Source organism: Streptomyces sp. NPDC005151, from assembly GCF_053599875.1.
This window is the reverse complement of record NZ_JBSFYR010000026.1, coordinates 1-15,156: the sequence shown is the minus strand read 5'-3', so window position 1 is coordinate 15,156 and position 15,156 is coordinate 1. Positions and strand designations below refer to the sequence as shown.

16 protein-coding genes are annotated in these 15,156 nt (G+C 69.7%); 10 read left to right on the top strand and 6 right to left on the bottom strand.

Going from position 1 to position 15,156, the window contains the following annotated elements; translation table 11 throughout:
- Nucleotides 1–900 precede the first annotated feature (900 nt).
- The 5 genes from ACWD6R_RS16400 to ACWD6R_RS16380 all read right to left on the bottom strand — a co-directional run bounded on the left by ACWD6R_RS16400 (nucleotide 901) and on the right by ACWD6R_RS16380 (nucleotide 5,603).
- The gene (locus ACWD6R_RS16400; protein ID WP_451819294.1) at nucleotides 901–1,473 is read right to left on the bottom strand and encodes a hypothetical protein; all 573 of its coding nucleotides are present in this window, start codon (nucleotides 1,471–1,473) and stop codon (nucleotides 901–903) included.
- Nucleotides 1,474–1,583: 110 nt separating this feature from the next.
- On the bottom strand, nucleotides 1,584–2,432 hold the full coding sequence (locus ACWD6R_RS16395) for an SCO2400 family protein (protein WP_451819293.1): 849 nt from the start codon (nucleotides 2,430–2,432) through the stop codon (nucleotides 1,584–1,586).
- Nucleotides 2,433–2,723: 291 nt separating this feature from the next.
- Nucleotides 2,724–3,140: a YeeE/YedE thiosulfate transporter family protein gene (locus ACWD6R_RS16390; protein ID WP_451819292.1), complete on the bottom strand. Its 417-nt coding sequence runs from the start codon at nucleotides 3,138–3,140 to the stop codon at nucleotides 2,724–2,726.
- Nucleotides 3,140–3,796, bottom strand: a complete 657-nt coding sequence (locus ACWD6R_RS16385) for a YeeE/YedE family protein (RefSeq protein ID WP_451819365.1) — start codon at nucleotides 3,794–3,796, stop codon at nucleotides 3,140–3,142. The genes ACWD6R_RS16390 and ACWD6R_RS16385 overlap by 1 nt, the downstream gene beginning before the upstream one ends.
- 1,651 nt (nucleotides 3,797–5,447) lie before the next feature.
- Nucleotides 5,448–5,603 carry a hypothetical protein gene (locus ACWD6R_RS16380; protein ID WP_451819291.1) on the bottom strand — a complete coding sequence of 52 codons (156 nt, stop codon included), beginning with the start codon at nucleotides 5,601–5,603 and terminating at the stop codon, nucleotides 5,448–5,450.
- Nucleotides 5,604–5,706: 103 nt separating this feature from the next.
- Between ACWD6R_RS16380 and ACWD6R_RS16375 the strand changes: the two genes are divergently transcribed.
- From ACWD6R_RS16375 to ACWD6R_RS16330, 10 genes are all read left to right on the top strand, one after another.
- Nucleotides 5,707–6,171, top strand: coding sequence for a PP2C family protein-serine/threonine phosphatase (locus tag ACWD6R_RS16375; RefSeq protein ID WP_451819290.1), 465 nt, complete (start codon nucleotides 5,707–5,709; stop codon nucleotides 6,169–6,171).
- A 123-nt stretch (nucleotides 6,172–6,294) separates the two neighbouring features.
- On the top strand, nucleotides 6,295–6,636 hold the full coding sequence (locus ACWD6R_RS16370) for a hypothetical protein (RefSeq protein ID WP_451819289.1): 342 nt from the start codon (nucleotides 6,295–6,297) through the stop codon (nucleotides 6,634–6,636).
- 61 nt (nucleotides 6,637–6,697) lie between these two features.
- Nucleotides 6,698–7,276: a hypothetical protein gene (locus ACWD6R_RS16365; protein WP_451819288.1), complete on the top strand. Its 579-nt coding sequence runs from the start codon at nucleotides 6,698–6,700 to the stop codon at nucleotides 7,274–7,276.
- A gap of 76 nt (nucleotides 7,277–7,352) precedes the next feature.
- On the top strand, nucleotides 7,353–7,853 hold the full coding sequence (locus ACWD6R_RS16360; protein WP_451819287.1) for a hypothetical protein: 501 nt from the start codon (nucleotides 7,353–7,355) through the stop codon (nucleotides 7,851–7,853).
- Between the two features lie 68 nt (nucleotides 7,854–7,921).
- Entirely contained in the window at nucleotides 7,922–8,323 is a 402-nt protein-coding gene (locus ACWD6R_RS16355; RefSeq protein ID WP_451819286.1) for a hypothetical protein, read from the top strand.
- Between the two features lie 95 nt (nucleotides 8,324–8,418).
- Entirely contained in the window at nucleotides 8,419–9,528 is a 1,110-nt protein-coding gene (locus tag ACWD6R_RS16350; RefSeq protein ID WP_451819285.1) for an N-6 DNA methylase, read from the top strand.
- 394 nt (nucleotides 9,529–9,922) lie between these two features.
- Nucleotides 9,923–10,111, top strand: coding sequence for a DUF4314 domain-containing protein (locus tag ACWD6R_RS16345; protein WP_451819284.1), 189 nt, complete (start codon nucleotides 9,923–9,925; stop codon nucleotides 10,109–10,111).
- Nucleotides 10,112–10,192: 81 nt separating this feature from the next.
- Complete coding sequence (locus tag ACWD6R_RS16340; protein ID WP_451819283.1) at nucleotides 10,193–10,495, top strand: hypothetical protein; 303 nt, start codon at nucleotides 10,193–10,195, stop codon at nucleotides 10,493–10,495.
- Nucleotides 10,496–10,550: 55 nt separating this feature from the next.
- Nucleotides 10,551–11,294, top strand: a complete 744-nt coding sequence (locus tag ACWD6R_RS16335; protein WP_451819282.1) for a hypothetical protein — start codon at nucleotides 10,551–10,553, stop codon at nucleotides 11,292–11,294.
- Nucleotides 11,295–11,563: 269 nt separating this feature from the next.
- Nucleotides 11,564–12,511, top strand: coding sequence for a YcxB family protein (locus tag ACWD6R_RS16330; RefSeq protein WP_451819281.1), 948 nt, complete (start codon nucleotides 11,564–11,566; stop codon nucleotides 12,509–12,511).
- 802 nt (nucleotides 12,512–13,313) lie between these two features.
- Here the strand turns inward: ACWD6R_RS16330 and ACWD6R_RS16325 are convergent.
- A complete protein-coding gene (locus ACWD6R_RS16325; RefSeq protein WP_451819280.1) occupies nucleotides 13,314–14,732 on the bottom strand; it encodes an ATP-binding protein in 1,419 nt (472 codons plus the stop codon).
- Nucleotides 14,733–15,156: the final 424 nt, after the last annotated feature.

Sequence of the window (15,156 nt, the reverse complement as noted above, 5' to 3'; positions counted from 1 at the left end):
GCGTGGGCGGCGTGCTGGCTTCGTGCAGAGCTGTGACGGATCCAGCTACCCTTGGGTCACCCGTGACACTTCCGTCGCACCAACCGCTGAAGAGAGTGACCCCCCGAGTGGGGTCAGGCGCCTGCTCTCTGTGGGGGAGGTACGCGGGCGCCATCGTGCAGGGGCAGGCCCGTTTCCCCCCGTGACAGGTCTGCCCCTGCTCGCAAGAGGCCGGCCTGGGCGCCCGACCGACACGTGGCAGGGGCACCCAGGTCGTTCCAACGGACGGGAAGAAGGCCGTCCTACATCGGGGAGTCGGAGGCCTGACCAGTTTTAGGGAATGCTGGGGATGGGCTGTCTGTGGCTTGGGGGGCGAGCCGCGGTTCTTCCCTCCCGGGCGCACGAGCTGGCCGTCCCCGCCGCGGTGGTCTGGTCACACCCGGTGCGCAGGGGCAGGGAGCGTCCGTCCGTGCCAGGCAGCTTGCCCCCTGCTCTTCACATCGGCCGACACGCCGGTCCCCGGCCGAGCGGTAGGTGCGGCCCCGCCGCCCTGGGGGTTGTACGCGCTGCGCACAGGGAGGCGGGGCCGCAGACCTCGATATCCGGCCGAGGGGGGCGTGGGAGCGAGGTGCGCAGAAACGTACCGCTGCTCTGTGTGGCTGTCGTTCCTTCCTAAGGACGAACCGCTGGCCACACGCTCGCCGGTAGCGATCATTTGCCAGTCGTTGGGTGACCGGATCGGTGGCGGTCTTGAAGGCGTCCGCCGGCGCCTGCCCTCTGATGGAGATCGTGGCCGCGCGGACGGCGTAATGAGCTGACCTTCGGGCAGGGGCGTGCGGTCGATGGGCACCGGCCGCCCAATGATCGGTAACCACTCCACGCGAGCATGCCCGTGGCCGCATGCCTGTAGGCGAAGCCGTGTCAGCCTCGGTCTGCGGTGCCGTCGTCTGAAGTCGCCCAGGCGGGTCGGGCGGGCGAGGTCGTCTGCCGCGGTCGCCGTGGCAGGCCAGGGCGCGAGCCGGCAGCAGGGGCGGCGGCGCCCGGTCGCGGCGGACTGGGCGAGGGCACCGGGGTGCGCTGCCCTGCGCTTTGCCCTGTGCCGGCGGTCGCCGAGCTGCGTCGTGGGGTGAAGTGGGCCACTTCGCTCGGAGGCATGCCGAGCAGACACGCGGCGTCACCTTGGCTTACGTGCAGCTTGTCTACGAGCTCGTGAACAGCGGCCGCAATCGCCTGGTCCTCGGCGGCGACCGCGGCCGCCCGATGTTGCCGCGCTTCGGCCACCGGACTGAGCACGGGCGCGAGTTCGGGCACCACCATGTTCAGGACGATCACGTCGGGAGGGGCCCCGACGGCTTCGGCGACGAGGCCGCGCGCGAGGTTCTCCGCACTTTCAAGTGTGCGGCTCTGGGTGTGGAGGTCCAGGCGGGGAATGTCGACGGCCCACCACCGGCCGATGCGGCGCAGCAGGACTTGGAATTCGTCGCGGGGGCTCATGGGCTCTGCCTCCTCTCCTTCCCTCGGCTGGGGCCGTTGCTCACAGACCGGCACACGGCCCGCGAACTCCGAAAGTCATTCGATCGGGAACAGCCCGGGTGCAGGCGTGGTCAGCTGAGGCACAGTCCGAGGAGACAGACGTCCGTCGGCGACGTCGATGCCCGTGCGGGGCGGGGCTGGGACGTTTCCGAGTCCGTGCCGTTGGTGGGCGCGGGCGTCGGCGGCTGTTGCGCCGTTGTATCGGAGCGGTCGGGGACCGCGTCGCCGGCGGAGGGGGCGGTGCTCCGCGGCTGCGGGGTCGGCGTCGCGGCCAGGCTGTGAGGCGCGGCGGCCTCTGGCCTGTCGATCGTCTGCGTCGTGCGGCGCGAGGATGCGAGGGACTGTTGCCGCGGGGCGTTTGTCGTCGGCGGCTGCGGCTGGGAAGGGGCGTGGGATGACCGGTGAGTGCGCTGGGCGGTCGCTGATGCGGATGCCGGACGGTTCTGCTCGGGCGTCTGCTCCTCCACGGCGCTCACGCTCCGGCCGTCCGGCGCCGTGGCTGCTTCTGCCTGGTCGGCGGAGTTCCGGTCCATCATGGTGATGGTCAGGCCGCCTCCGACGAGTGCGACAGCACTCGCGACCGCCGCCCGGCGCTTGTTCTTCTTCCAGCGGACCAGCTGGCGCCGACGTGCCGCACGCCCCTGCCGCGCGGGCGGGTCCTCGACATCGGCGGCAACGTGCGGGGCCACGTCCATGGCAGCGCCGGACTCCGCCTCGCCGTCGAGGAGCGTGTCATGCCACGTGTCGTAGGTTGCGGTGTCCCAGTGAGCCGTTGTGGCCGGTGCGGCGCTCGTCATCGTCGGGGCCGATTTGCTGCGGCCGTCGGCGGCGTGCGGGGCGATGTCCGGGGCGTAGGCCCCGCACCCGGGGCACACCAGGGCGCCGTTGAGATGCCGACGGCATGAGGAGCAGTAATCCATCTGCGGTTTTCCGGCCTTCCTGGTTCGACGCGCCGTCGGCCCGCCTGGGCCACGGCCTGGTCACGTTCGCACAGGGGATCGAGCAGCCGTCAACGCTAACGAGGCTTTTGAAACGCTGTGTGCAGCATGTGTGATGCTCCTGCGCGGATTCCTTGTGTGGAGACGGGATAGGTGGACGTATCCGCGCCGAGTCCACCTACGGCGGCGACCCGCGCTACTCCGGCTAACCAGCCGCAGCGGCTCCGGCCGAGGGCCGCTTCCTCGGCGGGACGTGTGGCGGGGCGTCCTTGGTTACAGCCCGCAGGAGCCGCGGTCGAGGTGGAAGTACCGGGCGTTGGCCCAGCGGCACAGCCGGATACCGACGATGACGCCGACGATGGTGACCAGGGCAGGCAGGTATCCGCTGGCGACTTGGACGATCGGGATTGCAGGGCACCCACCTGAGATCGCCCAGCCCGTACCGAACAGCACTGCGCCGGGGATCACGCCGGCGTGGATGCGCCCGGGGGTGCGGCGGACCCGCAGCAGAGCGAATGCGCACACGATGATCACGACAGCGCCGGCGAAGGCGAGGAGCATGCGCAGGTCCTGGAAGGTGAACATGCGGTTCAGCTCGGCGTAGTCGCCGAAGCCTATGTTGGTGACGGTATAACCGAGGGCCAGTCCGGTGATGATGGTGGCCAGCAGAATCGCGCCCCGAGTACGCATCAGATCACCTTCCACAGCAGGAACGACACCGCGACGGCGGTGCCGAAGAACACGGCGGTCGCGACGAGGCTGACCGGGCGCAGACGGCCGCAGCCGTTGAGTCCGTGGCCGGAGCTGCACCCACCGGCCAGCCGAGTGCCGAAGCCGACCAGCACGCCTCCCACGAACAGCAGGACGATCATGGTGGTCGGATTTGCGGTGACCAGGTTCCGAAAACCCGGGCCCATGTCGTAGCGGAGGTGGAACCGCCCGGAGGTGGCTGCGGCGATCAATCCGCCGAGGAAGATCGATATCAGCAGGGCAGCCTGGGTGACCAGCGGGGCCGGGCGCAGGCTTGTGGCCGCGGGGCTCTCGCTCGCCGCTGGTTCGGTATCCGCTTCGAGTGGCTGTGAATTCCCGTACGGAACCTGTGGCGGGGTGGACGCGCCGGTGCCGGTGCCGAAGTGCTCCGCCGTAGCTGCGGCGAGCGCCTCAGCGAGAGCTTGATCGTCGGTGAACTCCTCGTCCATCTCCTCGAGGTGGCGCTCGCGGCGCCAGTGCAACACGCGATCCCATGCGGACGACACCCCGAAAGACCGATCGGTGATGAGGGTGTAGTTGATGGTGATCAGAGCGAGCCCGATAGCGCCCGCCCACCAGGGCCAGTAGTTACTCATGCGGGTCCTCTCATCCATTCGGTGAATCGGGCCCACCAGCCGCGCTTCGAGCTGGGCGCCTGCCGCGCGTGTCGAGAGGGGTGGGTATGAGGCTGGGGAATCTCTGAGGGTGGTGACGGTTGGTAATGCGAGACCGGTATCGGCGGAGATGCCGCGCCGAACTGAGCCATGGTCTCGGGTGCCGCGGTCCCAAATGACGGCTCTGGTGGCCGGGCCGGTGCCGGCTGCGACCAGGACGTGCTCTCCGGTGCCCACGGATTGTGCTGTGGTGGCTGGGCCTGCTGGGGTCTCTGCTCTGGGTAGGCGGCGCCGGAGCGGTCCGCGTCGGCGGCAGTGGCTTCGAGGTGTCGCGCGCTGGCTCCGTTGGGCAGCAGGCTGATCGGCACGCGCTCGCCGGTGAGTGACACCTGGTAGCGCGCACAGCCCAGCCACTGATCCTCGCTGTCGCAGTAGTAGTCGCGCCAGCCTTGCAAGCTCGCCCTAAGTAGCGGGAAAAGGGGGCATCCTGCGGTGTGCGAGCAACCCACGTTGCTCCCTTCCGAGCGGCGCACACCACCCGTTCGGTGAAGGCGGTTGCCGTTCTCGATTTCGTGCCCTCGCCGCGCCAGGGTCGACGATCTCAAAACGACGCAGTGACGGCCTGTCACAATACGGAGCTGTGCCCTCCATTCCTTCGACCGGGCGTGATGCAACCACTGTTTCGGTGTCCCGAGCAACCTCAGGGAGAATTCTGACCGTGACCGCTTGACATCGCTGAGTGAGTTATGCCACGCCGCGCTTGTGCCCCTATGTCTCTCGTATCCGGATATTCGCGGCCGATAATGAGATCGCTTGGAGCGTGAGGCGACCTCATGGCCGACCCTCCTGGTGGCGGGAAGAAGTTGTTCGTGGAGATGGTGTACATATGGGCGTCGCTTGTGGCGAAATTGTGAATTCGACTGTGACGAAACTGTTGATATTGCTGGGCGTAAATGCGGACGCTAATGAAGGGGAATCATGTGCCAACGTGCTGTCTGCCGGTCCTGCCGGAAGGTCACCTACGAGGGCTGCGGGAGACACGTGGAGCAAGTGCTCGCCGGTGTGCCAACACCTCAGCGGTGCATGTGTGAGCCGGCGAAGCGCAGGCGTGCCCGTACAGGCGAGGTGATGGCTCGATCGGGGCCGATGCCGGTCCGACCGGGTGGGTCGGCGCGACGCACACAGGTTCCTCGACGCCCAGACAGTTCACGGGGTCGATCGACGGGTGGCTGGTGGGCCCGGCTCGTCTCTTGGGCGAAAGGCCCGGCATGAACGGGAACCATCCACGGAACCGACGAGCGGGAACTCCTGGCAGATCTGACCACCCTCTTGCGGCACGCCGTTGGACGCCTGGTGTACGACGCTTCGAGCTAAATGGCCTTGGTGGTTGAACGGTGAAGGTTCTGCCCACATAGGTCGAACGTCAGCAGCACCCGCACGGTGTGAGCGACCTGGTCACCGCCGGTGCACAGTCCAAAGGCGTTGCGATGCGGGCGCCCACCACTCGGCCTCGATGGCGCTGGCCCCGGACGGGAGGACGGGGCGCGAGTAAGGGCATGCTCGTGGCCGAGCATGCCCGGAGGGACCCTGGGGGCTGACGCCAAGCAGCGCCGAGGTCCTCGATTGCGCTGGGCTACGCCTCGCACATCCGCACCGAGCCGTCGTCGGTGACCTCGTAGACGCTGATCCTGAGCAGGCTCCGCACTGAGGGCGGCACCCGCAAGGCGTGGAACACGGACGAGGACGGCACGACAAGGGCGTAGCGGGTGTCCGGGGGCGGGTCGGTCATGCGGCGCAGAAGTTGTCCGTAGGCGATGTCGGCATCGGTGCCTGGGTTCCGTGGTGCGACTCGCGCCCAGATCCTTACCCGACTCGGGCGACGCTGGGGTCACATGGACCCGGGTGCGGCCGCGGTCGTGGCCGTCCACCACCCCGGCAACCCGCTGCTGCGCCTGGCCTGGTCCGGCGACGTCCGCGCCTACCGGCTCTCCCGCATCGGCACCCTCGTGCCGCTGACGAAGGACCACAACTGGGCGCAGGAGCTGCTCGACGCCGGCCGCCAGCCCAAGGAGTGGGACCACAGCTCGCTGATGACGTGCCTCGAAGACGGCGACATCGGCTTCGAGGAGGTGGAGATGGACGTGGTCGCGCAGCTCGTCCTGTGCTCGGACGGGGTGCACCACCCGCTGGAGAACTACGAGCCGGGCCTGATGGAGGAGGCCCTGCTGCTGGCCTTGGACGCGAAGGAAGGCGCGGGCTCGCTCGTGGCCGAGGCCCTGGCCCAGGGGTGCTCGCGTGAGGCGAGCTCGGACAACGCGACCGCGCTCGTGGTGAGGTTCCCGCGCCCGGGCGCCTGAAAAATCTGGCCCATACCTGAGATTTTCTGGCATAGGGGGACACATAGGTCCAATGCCTGTAGAATAAGTGCAACGGGGAGGGGGAAGCCGCCCCCTCCCCACCACGACCTCTTGGAGAACAACGTGACCACCAACTCGACCCTCATGCCCCTTCCCCCCTACGCCGGCCTGCAGATCGCGCAGACGATCGCCGACGTCATCGACCGCCACCGCCGCGACCTCACGCTCACTGGCGCCGACATCAGCAACGCCCTGCTCCTCGTGAACATCGCCCTCACCGACGCCTTCGACCCGGACGAGAACTTCATCCGGAAGAACGGGGCGCACGGCCTCACCCGCGAGCAGTTCACGCAGCTGGTCTGCCACTGCTTCTACAAGTCGGCCTTCGAGACCGCACTCATCACCAAGAGCCTGTGGCTCGTCGCGAACGACATGCACTCGTACATCGGCCAGATCAGCCGCTGACCCCTGGTGGCCCGCCCGCCGGCGGGCGGGCCACCGGACCACCGACCTCTTGGAGACCAGCATGGCCATCACTTTCAAGCGGCAGCCCCGCGGCTGGATCGTCGTCTTCCGCAACGACCCCTACGCGATGCGCATCATCGCCGTCCACCGCGACCCCGAAGACCCCGACGCCCTCGACGAGCTGCGCACCGAGCATTACATCGCCCACCTGTCGTCGTACGACGTCGACGCCACCACCGCCGGCGAGGCCCGGCGCACCGCCCGGCAGCTGTACGACGTCGAACGCATCCGCACCGTCTGCGCCCGCATGCGTGCCGACCGCTCCCAGCGCCGTGCGGCGGCGCCGCGCACCTGCACCACGCCCCGCGGCCGCCAGGCCCTCGCCCACGCCTCCCGCGAAGTCGCCCTGACCCGGCCCGCCGCAAAGCGCGCCGACGACATCGTTGCGACCGCGCTGCGCGCCGGATACCGGCACCGGCCCCTGCGCGAACGCCACTTGACGTACGAGCAGTACGTCGACCACCTCACGGTCAACACCGCGGCGACCCTCTACCGGCACGCCGCGCTGGTGGCCGCAGGCCGCAACGAGGAGGCGGTGGCCGTCCTCATCCACGCACTGGGCAGCGCCGCCACCCTCTGACCCCGCTCCATCCCACCCCCGGGCCGGGCCCCGCACCTGCGGGCGCCCGGCCCCTTCCATGCCCGGAGGAACACACGTGTCCGACACCGACCAGCCGCAGCAGTCCTCTGTGATCGAAACGCGGGTCTGCATCGACGACATGCTCGGCCCCTACGACGCCCAGCTCAACCCCAACAACCGGTGGAACGGCTGGCTCTCCCCGTTCTTCACCCTCGACACTGCCCGCAAACTCGCCGCCCGCACGCAGGAGATCGCCGACGAGGACGGCTTCGACTGCATCGACACCATCCACGTCATCGACGGCGGCACCGGCCGTGAGGGCGAACCCCGCGCGGTCGTCCTCCACGTCCGCTGGATGCACCTTGAGGAAGGCTCCGAGTCCGCCGCGACGGTCATCCAGCCCAACGACGAGGGCCTGTACGGCATCGGCGGCTGGGCGTGGACCTGGCACTTCGCGACGTGGGCGTGCACGTGCGGTGCCGAAGAGGAATGGCACGTGACCCACTGCGAGTGCGGCCTCCCCCGCCCCGCCGACGACGAGGCCACCCCCGACACCGCAGCCCCCACCACCACCTGACCCCACCCGCCCCTGGGCCGGGCCCCGCACCTGCGGGCGCCCGGCCCCTTCCACACCCGGAGGAATCCATGGCCGCCCGCTCCATCGTCGCCCGCCCCGCCGAAGGCGGAGGCTTCGCCGGACGCTACGTCCACTTCGACGGCGAGCCCACCACCCGCGTGTGGGTCTTGCGCCACCTGGTGCTCAACGTCCACGCCGGCGACGTCGCGGCCGCAGCCCGCGCCCTGCTCGACGAGCACCCCAACGGCTGGGTCCGCCTGCCCGACGAGGCCGAGGACGACGGCGAGTGTTTCTGCCACAGCGGCAGCGACAACGACCGGATCGACATGGGCCTGCTCACCCACGAGGGCACCGCCGACCGCGACCTGCACTACGCCTACGTGCTGCACCCCGACCGCATCGAAGTCCTCGCCCGCAACGCCGACCGCACCGGCTGGACCTACATGCGCCGGGCCACCTGGTCCGACTGACCCCCCCACCGCATCCCCTGCCAGCGCCCCGCCGCCCCGCCGACTCCGGCCCGGGCGGCGGGGCGCCGTCACACCCACACCCTGAGGAGCAACCGATGGACCAGCTCGACCTGTTCGCCGAAGTCGACGAGATCCCGGCGACCTTCACCGCCCGCCCCGTCCCGCCCCGCCCGGCCGCTGTACCCGCACCCCGCCCGGCGCAGGCGCCGCGCCCGGTCGCCGCGGCCGCCGCCGAGCCCGAGGCGCTGTTCGCCGACCCGCGCCCGGAGCTGCCCGCCGTGCAGACGCCCATCCCCGCCCGCCGCAGTGTCACACCGCTGCTGATCGGCAACCCTCGCGACGCCGGACAGCGCCTCGGCGAGGCCGTCGCCGACACCTGGCACGCCTCCAACTGGGGCGGGTACCGCATGGACATCCCCGTCAGCATCGTCGCCGCCCTCGCCCTGTTCCCCATCAAGGGGCACACCGCCGACGTCACCCGCATCATCAGCACCTGCACCGACTGGGAGCTCCTGCAGGGCTACCGCGAGATCTACGCGACGACTTGGTCCAGCCGCCCCGACCTCGGTGCCCGCATGGCCCCGCTGATGAGCTGGCTCACCGAGGACGGCGTGGAGGAGAAGGCGTACGCGGTACGGCGGGTCACCGACACCGCGCTCAAGTACGGGGTGCTGCAGCTGACCGGCGACCCCGACCCCTGGTGCCGCTCCGACACCGACCTGATGTCGTGGACGATCACCTCGCTGCGCTCGCACGGCGCCCGCCAGGGCCTGGGCGAGTACCACACCCCGCCGGAGCTGTGCGACCTGATGGCCGCCATGACCTACGGCAACGAGGCGCTGCCGAAAGGCTCCTGGTTCCACGAGCCCGCCGGCGGGACCGGCGGAATGTTCCGCGCGCTCGCGCAGCACCTGCGCCACCTTCACCTGGACCCGGCCGACTACGGGTGGGCCATCAACGACCTCGACCCGCTCGCGGCCGCCGGTGCCGCCGTCAACGCGATCGTGTGGGGCCTGGGCCCGAACGTCGTCGTCTCCTGCGGCGACGTTCTTCGGCAGGGTGACGTGGTGGACCAGGCCATGCGGGAGCGTGCGGCGCTCATCGAGGAGCGCGACCAGATCGTCGGGTACCTCGCGACGGTCGAGGCGTACGGCGAGGCGATGGCGCTCGCCGACCGGCTCATGACCGGGGCAAAGGCCGCCTGACCTGGGGTTTCGCTGAAAAAAATGCTTGACCCCTGCCGCTATGCCGCTATGCCGCTATGCCGCTATGCCGCTATGCCGCTATGCCGCTAGAATAAGGGTAGCGGGGAGGGGGAAGGCCCCCTGCATCCCGAGAGGAACTGCATATGAGCGAGCAGCCGGCTTGCACGCCCGAGACCTGCCAGTGCGGTTGGAGTGTGAGAGTGCGACACGAGGGTGACACCTCGATCGCCGAGGTCTGGGCCTTCGGCGCGAAGCTGAGCGAGACGACGCTGAACGACGACGGCGTCGTCACCGTTCGCGAGGCGTGATCTGAGTGCGGACGGCGGAATGTGATTCCGCCGTCCGCCTTCGGATGTGCCACACCAATCCACCGACTTGTGCGAGGAAGGCAGTCATGTACCAACCCGGCCAGCGCGTCGCCCTCGTAATCACCACCGACCCCCACACCGAACTCCGCCCCGGCGACGAGGGCACCGTCCGCTCCTACAACCCCGCCCTCCAGCAGCTCAACGTCACCTGGGACAGCGGCTCCAGACTCTCGATGCTCCTCGACGACGGCGACGAGGTCAGCGTCCTGACCTGACCCCACCCGGCCCCGCCCACCCGGCCCCGCCCACCTGGGCGGGGCCTTCGCACAGCACCACCCGACCTCTTGGAGCACCCCATGCAGCCCGCAGCCCCGGCCCTCGACATTCACCTCGACATCCCGAACCTCGAAGCCGCCGCCCGCAAGTGGGCCACCCGCGCCCGCGCCCTCGTCAACCGCGCCGTCTGCGACGACCAGGAGAACGCCCTCGGCGTCGCCGCCTTCCAGTTCGACTCCGCCGCCAAGTTCCTCGACCACGGCGACACCGACAAGGCTCGCGACGCCCTCCGCGCCGCCTGCAGCTACGCCAGCTGCGAGGAAGCCAACGCCCCCCAGCTCGCAGCCGCCGCCCGCACCCTCCTGGCAGGCCTCCCGGCCTGACCCAAGCCAGCCCCGCCCCACCAGGGGCGGGGCCCCAACCAGCACCACCGACCTCTTGGAGAACACCGTGCAACTCGCACCCTCAGCCCTTCACGCCACCGGCGAAGACCTCGCCACGCGCCTCGGCTCCTGGCAGCTCGACGGGCTCGACATCGACGGCATCGTCCACCTCCAGGGCGACATGGAACGCCACATCGGCATGCGCCTCATCAACAACGGCAACACCGTCCAGATGTGGGCCACCGGCGGCACCCAGCCCACCGACCACGAGCCCGCCGACGGCGTCATCCCGCTGCCGCACGGCCACCGCTACAACCTCGCCGTCCACATCGGCCCCCTCACCGAGGACCAGGACCCCGGGGTCGTCCTCTACAACACCGTCAGGGACAACCTGCTGCCCGTCTTCGACGCCAAGCCGCACTACGTCGGCCACCGGCCCTGGGAGCCCGACACCGCACCCGACGTCGAGCGGGACGCCGAGGCGACGCCCCCGCCCGCCGCCGGCGTCGACGAACAGCCCACACCTGCACCCACACCCGAGCCGCAGGCCCCGGCCGATCAGCCCGCCCCGCAGCCCCAGCCCCAGCCCCAGCCGGAGCCGGAGCCGGAGCCGGAGCCGGAGGCCAAGCCCGCCGCCAAACGGACCCGCCGCACCAAGGCCGACCTCGCCGCCGAAACCAAGCCGCGCCCCACCCGCAAGCGCACCACCACCAAGCCCGCACCCGCGGCCGCCGCCGAACCCAAGCCGCGCGCCGCCCGCAAGCGCACCACCGCCAAGCCGAAGCCCGCCACCTCCTGACAACCCAGCCCGGCCGCCCCCATCACAGCGGGCGGCCGGACCAAACCGGCAAGGACACCCATGGCTCCCTAGCCTGAAACCCAGCCCGAGCCCGAAAGCCCGGCCAATCCCACACCCGCCAACTGCCCCGACTGATGCGAGTCCACCAGCCCCGAGGCCGAGCGAGGTGCCGTCGGCGAACGAGCCCTCCGCTCCCGCCTCCTGACCCCGAGCACGTCCCATCCCCCCCGGCGCTACGATCCGGTGGTTCACCGAACCGGGGAGGGGACATGGCCGAGGGCCGGGAAGCGACGGACGCCGTCGCGGAGAGACCGGTGGAGCTGGCCTACCGGCCCACCGTTGACGACCTCGCGGCAGCGATCCGCACCCGGGCAAAGAGCACCAGAACGGGCCTTTTCCGGCGACGGCTGCTGATCTACACGCTGGTGGTCACGGCCGTCGGAGTCCTGCTCTCGACGCTCGGCGACGGCCACCGTGACACACCGTGGCACCTGTACCTGGCCCTGGTGGCCTTCGTCGCCTTCACGACCGCCGTGCCGCGACTGCAGGCCCGCCAGCTCCACCGGCTCAGCGAGCGGCAGGGCGACTTCCGCGCCGTCGTCGACGACACGGGGATCCGCCTCACCACCGCCCACAGCTCGGCCACTCTCGACTGGCACCTGTACTCGCGCTATGCCGAGACCCCGGAGCTGTTCGTGCTGCTCAGCGCCGACAAGTCCGCCGTCGGCGTCGTCGTCCTGCCCAAGCGCGGCCTGAGCAACCCGGAGGACGCGGGCCGGCTGCGGACGATCCTCGATCGGCACCTCGTACGCGCGGATGCCGCTGCGGCGCCGGACGCCGACAGGGCGCCGAGCCGGGGCCGGGCCGTCCGGCGCGGAGCGGGCGTCGTCGGGCTGCTGCTCCTCGGGCTGGTCCTGTTCTTCTTCGCCTACGCCGCCGTCCAGAAGTCCGCGGACCCAGATGCCTTCCCCGGGCTCCAGCACAACAACGCGCCGGTCTCGGCCATCGCCCTGATCCTGGGGATGCCTGCCGTCGCCCGCGCATGGTGGGCCGTACGGCGGATGAAGGTGATGCGGATCGTGACCGCCGTGCTCGCCGCAGCCGTGCTGCTGGTCGGCGGCGCCGCCCTCTACCGCATCGGGCCGATGCTGCACTGCTGGGGCTCAGACCGGATCACCCAGGGCCCCGACGGCGACTACGCCTGCTACGACTTCTGAGCGGGCGGGCCCGGGGCTCACTCCTCGAATCTCAGCCAGACCGGCCGGCGAGCCGTGAGGTGTGGCAGGATGCCGCCCAGCGGCCATTGATGGCCCGCACAGACGGCCAAGGGCCCCGACCCTCTGATGGGGGCGGGGCCTTTGTCGTCCCCAAAGGGTCTGCGGTGCTCACCACTTCGACGACCGCAGCTGACCTCGACCGACTCCCCCGGCCTCCGTTCCCTCAGGTCCGGGGGGGCCACATGGGGAACGTCAGGGGAACGGAAGGCCGAGTAAAGGCCGGGAATGATCCGACGGGGACGGAAGGCCGGACCGCGCTGACCAGCCAGAACGGTGAATCCGGGGGAAGATCAACACAGACAGGGCAGGTTATAGGGCCTCTCCTAAAGCGGGTGTCGCAGGTTCGAATCCTGCCGGGGGCACAACGCAGTACGTCGCTGACCTGGGGTTTCTCCCCCAGGAAGGCGCTCTACTCGGCCTCGGACTCCTCGTCCGGGACCGTTTGCGTGAGCGGAAGGACGTCCTCGTCGAGGGTGTCGGCACGGCGCCGAGGTCGCGGTGGACCTGCTCGAGGGCGGCTCGGCCCGGGTACGGCCGGCGGTCCGTGCTGTGCCGGACATCGTGCGCCGCTCGACGGCAGGGCGACCCGCGTAGGCGACCGACATCCTGGTGCACCTCTGCTCCTCAGTTGCGTCCAGGCGGACTTCGCAAGGCAGAACCGAGTATCGGGGCCAGGAGCTCCGCCGACCCGAGTTCGGCCAGCAGGCCGTACGCCTCCGGCCCATCATGAATCCCGGCGTGCTCAGGAGGACCACGCCGCGAGGAGCTCCGCCGGGCCGTACGCAGCGTCGAGCCCCGCGCAGTCGGTCCCGCTGCGCGAGACAGCAATCACAGGCACGGGAGCAGGCGTGAGCGCGGCGCGGTGTCGGTGCAGCGCCGCGAGATCGTGCCGGTCGAACGGGGAGTTCTCCAGCCACTTCACCGAGCCGACGAACAACAGCTCCTTGGCGATCGGCGCGCGGTCCGCTCCCACGACGTCGATCTCCACATCGTTGGTGCGGGTCCAGTAACCGCCGATGGCGGGGGCGGCGGGGAGGTTCGCGTCGGGCAGCAGCCGTGCCAGCGCCTCGCGCACCAGAGGTTCAACGGCCCTGCCACGCCAGCTGGTCCAGTTTTCGCGGATGCGCCGCAGCGTCAGGTCACCCCGGCCCCGCTCGATCTCCTCCATCGCCGGACCCAGGAGCTTCAGCCAGAAGCGGAGGTAGGGATCCGCGACCCGGTAGCGGCGATCCTTCGAAGGCCGCGTGGACACGGGAAGCTCCGCCGCGATCACCCGCTTGTCCGCAAGGATCCCTAGTGACCGCTGTAGCGGGGTCGCCCCGATCCCGCCGGCGGCGCGGGCAATATTGGAGAACGTCCGCTCACCGCTGCCGATCGCCGAGAGGACGGTGCGGGCTTGCACCTGCTGGGGGAACTCTGCAGCGAGCGAGCGCTCCGCTGACACCAGCAAGGCCGAGACCGGATCACTGAGTGCCGCCTGCAGGAACTCCCACATCCCGGCGCCATGCGTCCACTCTGCACAGATCAGAGGAAGTCCACCGGTGATCAAGGCCGCATCGAAGGCCGAGGCAGGCTCGAGGCCGAGCATCTCGCCTACCTCCGCCGGGTTGAGCGGACCCAGCACCATCTCCCTGCCGCGCTGGTGGAACGGGCGTCCATAGCTGTTCAGCGCCTCCATCATCGACAGGTCGGAGCCGATGAGAACCAGCAGAACCGGCTTCGTCTCCAGCACTCGGTCCCAGGCCCGCTGAAGCATGCCCTCAAAGGCGCCCTCCGCATCCATCAAATAGGGCACCTCGTCCATGACCACCACGCTCGCCCGGTCGTGTGGCAGTGCCGCCGCCAGTACATCGAAGGCGGCATCCCAACTCGCCGGGCGAGCCGCGGACAGCAGATTCGCCAGCGGAAGGCTGGATGACTGCGCATCCTGGCTGAGCCGCTCCAGGTCTGCCCCCGGCGATGCCCCTGTGGCGGCATAGAAGAGGAACGGCGCACCAGACCTCTCGGCGAACCGCTCCACCAACCGCGACTTACCCACCCGGCGGCGCCCTCGAAGCATCACGCACCGCCCGGGCCGCTCCCCACCGACCCCGGCCGTCACCTTGCCCAGCTCGCGATCCAGCGTCTCGAGCTCGCGCCGCCTGCCCACGAAACCCGCCATGTCGCCGCCTTCCAGAGTGTTACCTCACGCCCTTACGGATACTAACATCACAGTTAGCAACATTAGCGTTAGTGATTGAGGCCAATCTGGAAGTGTCCTACTTACCCCGGTACACCCACGGGAGAAAATCAGCCTTCGGCGCCACAGCATGGTCCGCCACTGGACGCCCCAGGGCCGCCGAATGCGTGAGCGGCGCGTGAGCGGACGGCGTAACAGGAGCGGCCCTGAGCCGGATGGCCGGTCATGCCGCGCGGTGCTGATCAGCCAGAAGGCCACCACGCGGCACAGCCAAGCACCACCCTCCAGAGATTCGATCCCACTCCTAAAGCGCAAGGCCGTGAAGTTACGGGCTGATCGTTGGTTGCAAGATGTCAATCCTGAGGGTGGCTTTGTAGGTACGCCGGTCGACTTTGAGGCTTTTGTA